1 pseudogene is annotated in these 399 nt (G+C 80.2%); it reads left to right on the plus strand.

The annotated features are described in order from the left end of the window. Positions 1-399, plus strand: a pseudogene (locus NUM_RS33505) (hypothetical protein); the annotation flags it as partial.

The following is a 399-nucleotide window of genomic DNA, read 5'->3' on the forward strand; positions in this document are numbered from 1 at the left end:
TAGCGCCGCGCACACCGAGCTGGGTACCGCGCTGGGCGAGCGGGACGCCGCCCGGGCCGACGCCGCCACCGCGAAGGCGCTGCACGCCGACACCGTGCAGCAGCGCGACGCCGCCCGGGCCGAGGCGCGTACCGCCGCCACCGAACGCGACCGGCTCGCCGAGCAGCTCGCCGCCGTACAGCGGGTCGAGCAGCAGCAACGCGATCGGGCCGAGGCGGCAGAAGCCGGCCGGGACGAGCTTTCCGAGCGGCTCGCCGCCGAACGCGACGCGCACGCCGCGGCCCGGGCCACGGCCGGGGAGGCGGACCGTACCGCCCGGCAACACCAGCAGCGGGCGCAGGAGGCGAGCGCCGCCGCGCAGCAGGCCCGGGTCGAGGCGGCAGCGGCGCGCCGCGCCGA

This window comes from Actinocatenispora comari, from assembly GCF_017312725.1.
In the GTDB taxonomy this organism is placed as follows: Bacteria; Actinomycetota; Actinomycetes; order Mycobacteriales; family Micromonosporaceae; genus Actinocatenispora; species Actinocatenispora comari.